This is a genomic window from Streptomyces sp. MMG1533 (genome assembly GCF_001279775.1).
Taxonomy (GTDB): domain Bacteria; phylum Actinomycetota; class Actinomycetes; order Streptomycetales; family Streptomycetaceae; genus Streptomyces.
On record NZ_LGDG01000016.1, the window covers coordinates 1 to 5,191 of the forward strand.

A 5,191-nucleotide genomic window follows, 5' to 3' on the forward strand; every position below is an offset into this window, starting at 1 on the left:
GTCGATGCCTGCCGAAGCAGACGTCATCACGGCCTCGGTGCGCAGCGGGTTGATCTCCGAGACGGCGCCGACGAACGTGGTCTTGCCCACGCCGAAGCCGCCAGCCACCACGATCTTCGCGGACGTGGTGGAGCGGGAAGGCCCTCCGCTAGAGCTTGCGAAGTCCACTGAGCACCCTTTCGAGCAGTGTCACGTCTGGCTGGCCGCCGGCGTTCTCGTCGCCGCCGGGTTGATGGATGGCGACCAGGCCCGCCTCCGCCAAGTCGGCGACGAGGATCCTGGCCACGCCGAGAGGGATCGTCAGGAGGGCCGAGATCTCGGCCACCGACTTGATCTCACGGCAGAGGTTGCAGATCCGCTGATGCTCGGGCAGCTGGCCCTGCATCTGGTGCGGAGCCGCGGTGGTGTGCACCAGGGCCTCGATGGCGAGCTGGTACCGCGGCCTGGTGCGGCCGCCCGTCATGGCGTACGGGCGCACCAGGGGGTTGTTCGCCGCCCCGGCGGGGGCCGGCTCAGGGGCGCGTCGCTGCGGCTGCACGGGCTGGATGCGCGGTGCCGGCGGCTGGTCGTACGGCGATGGCCCGGGGCCCTGGGGACCCTGGGGTGCGTACGGCTGCTGACGCCGCTGGCTCGGGGCGGAGGGGAAGTTGTAACGGTTGGGGTTCTGGGAACCGTCGCCCTGGCCCTGGGCAGGGCCGTACGACCAGTTGCCCGAAGGTGAACCGCCTGGGGGTGTTGCCACTTTCTCTCCTCCTCCGACTGTGCCGGGGCACCCATCACTGTGGAGCCGCGTCCCGAAACCTTATGGCCTCGGGACGTCAAAACGCACCGTCTGTCTGTTAGTTGAGAAGGCTCCCTTGGAGCTCCGCACGCAGATCGGGCGTCAGGACCGTACCGGCACGGTCCACCAGAAGCGCCATCTCGTACCCAATGAGGCCGATGTCCGCCTCCGGATGTGCGAGTACCGCAAGCGACGAACCGTCGGAAACGGACATGATGAAGAGGAATCCCCGCTCCATCTCCACAACCGTCTGGTTCACCGCGCCGCCCTCGAAGATACGGGAGGCGCCTGCCGTCAAGGACGTCAGACCGGAGGCGACGGCCGCGAGCTGGTCGGCACGGTCGCGCGGAAAGCCTTCGGACATCGCCAGAAGGAGTCCGTCGGCGGAGACCACCACCGTGTGGGACACCCCCGGGGTGTTGTCCACGAAGTTGGTGATCAACCAGTTCAGGTTCTGCGCCGCCTGGCTCATCGGGCTCACACTAACGCTCCTGGTTGTAGGTGCTGTCAGGACCGAAGCCCTGGCCGTTCGTTTCACTGCCTGCGTTACGTCCCCGCTGGACACCGCGACGCAGGTTGCTCAACCTGCCCCGGACGTCCTCGGGAGCGCGGGAGACCGATGGGCCCCCCTGGGGGGTGGTTTCGGCGGCTCCCTCGACCAGGTTGGCCTTGGGCACCCGCCGCGGCAGACCGGAGGAGGTGACCCCGCCCGCCTTGGGCTTGCGGAGCTGCGCGGCCTGCTGCCAGCGGTCGTCGTTCGCCGAACGCCAGTCGCGGTCGGCCTTGCTCTCCGCGGGGACCGACGGCTCCTGGCTCATGTGCCGCCCGCCGCCCGAGCCGTTCGCACCGCTCGGGGTGGATCCGCGGCGCGGGAGCCCGGCGTCGGTCATGTCGTGGCTGGCGGAGGAGGTCGGTCCCGGTCGGTCGAAGCCTACGCGCTCCTGCTCACTCACGTCAGCGGCCTGCGCAGATTCCGCTTGCGGAGCGTACTGGTCCGGGTACCCGTTGCGGTAGCCGTCCTGCTGCGGCCAGTCGTCCTGGTAGGACTGCTCTTCGAAGCCCGAGAACGTCTCAGCGGCGGCGCCACGGGCCTGTGCGGGCTCCTCGTGGACCGGCTCCGGATACGCCGGCTCCGGGTAGCCGCCGTTGGACGAGAAGCCGTCGTTCCGCGGCAGGCCGCCGTTCGGCGCGTAGTACCCCTCGTCGTACGACGGTCGCTGCTGCTCCTCGTACGCGGTCTGCTGCGGGTCCTCGTAGGCCGTCTGCTGCTGCTCCTCGTACGACGGCTGCCGCTGCTGCTCCTCGTACGCCGTCTGGTGGTCGTACGAGGCCTGCTGCTGCTCCTGGTAGCCGCCCTGGCCGTCGAAGCCCTCGGCGTACGCCTGGGAGTCGGGGGACTGCGGGCCGGGGAGCTGGCCGGGGCCCTGGGACTCCAGAGCCGCGCGGCGCTCCTCACGCATCAGGGAGCGGCCCACGGGGTCCAGCTCGCGGATGTCGTCCGGGACCTCGGTGTAGCGGCTGTCGTCGAAGCCGAGCTCCGCGGCCGTGCGCATCGGCAGGCCGTTGTTGAAGTTCTCGCCCTGGAAGCTCGGCTGCTCCGGGATGATCTGCGAGACGGTGAACTCGTCGCGCTGCTGCTCGCCGCCGCCACCGCCGTGCGTGATCGCGTCGGGCAGCATGACGAGCGAGGTCGTGCCGGCCTGCTCGCCGGAGGGGCGCAGCTGGACGCGGATGCCGTGCCGGTCGGACAGCCGGCCGACCACGAACAGGCCCATGCGCTGGGAGATCGCGGCGTCCACGGTCGGCGGGTTGGCCAGCTTGTGGTTGATGTCCGCGAAGTCCTCGGCGGTGAGACCGATGCCCTTGTCGTGGATCTCGATCATGATGCGGCCGTCGGGCAGACGGGTCGCGGTGACGCGGACCTTGGTCTGCGGCGAGGAGAACGTGGTGGCGTTCTCCAGCAGCTCGGCGAGCAGGTGCACGAGGTCGGTGACCGCGCGGCCGTGGATCTCGGCCTCCGGGACGCCCGACAGCTCGATACGTTCGTACTGCTCCACCTCGGAGGAGGCGGCGCGCAGCACGTCGACCAGCGGGACCGGCTGGTCCCAGCGGCGGCCGGGCTCCTCGCCGGCGAGGACCAGGAGGTTCTCGCCGTTGCGGCGCATACGGGTGGCCAGGTGGTCCAGCTTGAAGAGGTTCTCCAGCTGGTCCGGGTCGGCCTCGTTGTTCTCCAGGTCGGTGATCAGGGTCAGCTGGCCCTCGATCAGCGACTGGTTGCGGCGCGACAGGTTGGTGAAGATCGCGTTGATGTTGCCCCGCAGCAGGGCCTGCTCGGCGGCGAGCCGGACGGCCTCGCGGTGGACCTGGTCGAAGGCCCGGGCGACCTCGCCGATCTCGTCCCTGGTGGTGATCGGGATCGGCTGCACACGGGTGTCGACGCGGCCGGGGTCGGTGCGCGAGAGCTGGTCGACCAGCATCGGCAGACGCTGCTCGGCGATGCCGAAGGCGGCGTTGCGCAGCTGGCGCATCGCACGGCTCATCTGGCGGGCCACCATGCCGGCCAGGATGAACGCGGCGAGCAGGGCGACCACGACGGCGGCACCGGTGATGATCGCGTCACGGCGGGCGTCGTCGGAGATGCTGGAGGCCTCGGCCACGGCCTTGTCGGCCAGGTCCGTCTCGATCTGGCGGTAGGCGTTGTACTTGAGGGTGTTGACCGCCCACCAGTTCTCGGCGGTGATGCCGTCCTGGGCGAGCACCTGGCGTGCGGAGGGGTCGGTGGTCTGCAGCGTCCCGATGGCCTTGACCATGTCGACCGGGTTGGACGGCGGGGGCACGTAGTCCGGGTCCTTGGCCGCGGCCTCCTTGGCCATCGCCGCGCCGTCCGCCTTGATCTGCTTCTCGGCGTCGGTGAGCTTCTGCGCGTCCGCCGCGGTACCACCGCCGATGTACTCCTCGACGGCGATGCCCTCCAGGTACGCGTACGAGGAGAGGGCGACGCGCTGGGTGGCCAGGTCGCTCGTCTTGGGACCGGGGCTGACCAGAATGTGCATGCCGATGGAGCGCTGCAGCGACAGGGCCGCCTTGGTGAGCTCGATGGCGTAGACGGTCCGGCCGTAGCTGGTGATGTTGCCGGTGCCCAGACCGAGCTCGTTGGCGAACTCCGTCAGGGGGTGCGCGACCTCGACGTAGCCCTCTTCGGTCTGTACGCCGGTGCGCTTGCTCGTGTACGCGGTCGTGCGCAGCGCCTGGAGCTTGGGCTCGTCGTTGCGGAACAGCTGCAGGCGGCGCAGCAGGCCCGCCTTCTGCGGCATGCTCTGCGCGGCCTCGTCGAAGGCGTCGGCGGCCTTGTCCGTGGCATCGCGCAGTGCCTTGACGGCCGCCTTGTCCTTGGCGGTCTGGGCCTTGCCCTTGAGCAGCGGCGCAGCGGTGCTGTCACGCTCGTTGTAGAGGGCGTCGGCATAGTTGAGAGAGGCCCGCACCAGGCGCGCGGTGTTCTCCGCGTCCTGCGCCTCCTGCCAGGTGTCGATCGAGCTCTTCACCTGGAAGCCGCCCATGACGAGGCCGACCACCACGGGTATGAGCAGGATCGCGTTCAGCCGGGTCGGCACCCGCCAGTTGCGCGGGGAGAAACGGCCGCCGCCGGCCGGCGGCGCGGTTGGCTCCGAACCGGGCACAGGGGCGGGCGCCGCTCCGCGCGGCGGCGGGGTGAAGTTGCCCCGGGCCGACGGCTCGGGACCGTTCTTGCTTCGCCTCACTCGACCAACAACCTTCCGGCGGTCGGCACCTAACGTTGTGCCGCAGTGTCTCAGAGCCCGGTACGCCATCGACTGGGGAGTACGTCTTTGACTATTGGGCAGTTCAGGCATTCCAGCACGACGGCCTGCGCAGTTCCAAACAGTGGGAGGCAGGGATTCGAAGTGATGTAAGCCCCACATAAAACGGTCATAAAGAGCGAGCCCCGCCAAAAGGCGGGGCCTTCGTGCGCGCAGCGGCACCGGTTGACCGCGACGAGTGGCCGTACCACCCGATTCCTCTGCCGAAACGTTATGAACACCGGGGCCGACCGTGTCAAAAGACACAGCCGGCTCCGGAGCGTCTACGACAACTTCCGTATGTCATCGCAGATTTGCGTGTTACCGCAGTCGCGCCATCAGAGCGTGCTCCACGAGCGTGATCAGCGCACTCTTCGCATCGGAGCGGTGGCGGGCGTCCGTCGTGATGATCGGAGTGTCCGGACCGATCTGCAGCGCCTCGCGGACCTCCTCGGGAGCGTACGGCTGGTGCCCCTCGAAGCCGTTGAGCGCGACGACGAAGGGGAGGCCCGAGTTCTCGAAGTAGTCGACCGCGGGGAAGCAGTCGGCGAGGCGGCGGGTGTCCACCAGGACGATCGCGCCGATGGCGCCGCGC

The 5,191-nt window shown here is 69.3% G+C and carries 4 protein-coding genes and 1 pseudogene; all 5 read right to left on the bottom strand.

Annotation, left to right across the window (positions count from 1 at the left end):
- Positions 1-168 (bottom strand): annotated as a pseudogene (locus ADK57_RS04055) (ATP/GTP-binding protein); the annotation flags it as partial.
- On the bottom strand, positions 149-742 hold the full coding sequence (locus ADK57_RS04060; protein ID WP_053747948.1) for a DUF742 domain-containing protein: 594 nt from the start codon (positions 740-742) through the stop codon (positions 149-151). The pseudogene ADK57_RS04055 and the gene ADK57_RS04060, both read right to left, overlap by 20 nt.
- Before the next feature lie 97 nt (positions 743-839).
- Positions 840-1,253: a roadblock/LC7 domain-containing protein gene (locus tag ADK57_RS04065; RefSeq protein ID WP_003993185.1), complete on the bottom strand. Its 414-nt coding sequence runs from the start codon at positions 1,251-1,253 to the stop codon at positions 840-842.
- A 10-nt stretch (positions 1,254-1,263) separates the two neighbouring features.
- Positions 1,264-4,539 (bottom strand): nitrate- and nitrite sensing domain-containing protein, encoded by a 3,276-nt coding sequence (locus ADK57_RS04070; protein WP_053747949.1) that lies wholly within the window; start codon positions 4,537-4,539, stop codon positions 1,264-1,266.
- 378 nt (positions 4,540-4,917) lie between these two features.
- The coding region (locus ADK57_RS04075; RefSeq protein ID WP_199830472.1) for an ATP/GTP-binding protein at positions 4,918-5,191 on the bottom strand (274 nt) is incomplete at its 5' end.

Coding starts and splice junctions, on each gene's coding strand:
- ADK57_RS04065 (WP_003993185.1), bottom strand. CDS start 1,253: ATGAGCCAGGCGGCGCAGAACCTGAACTGGTTGATCACCAACTTCGTG.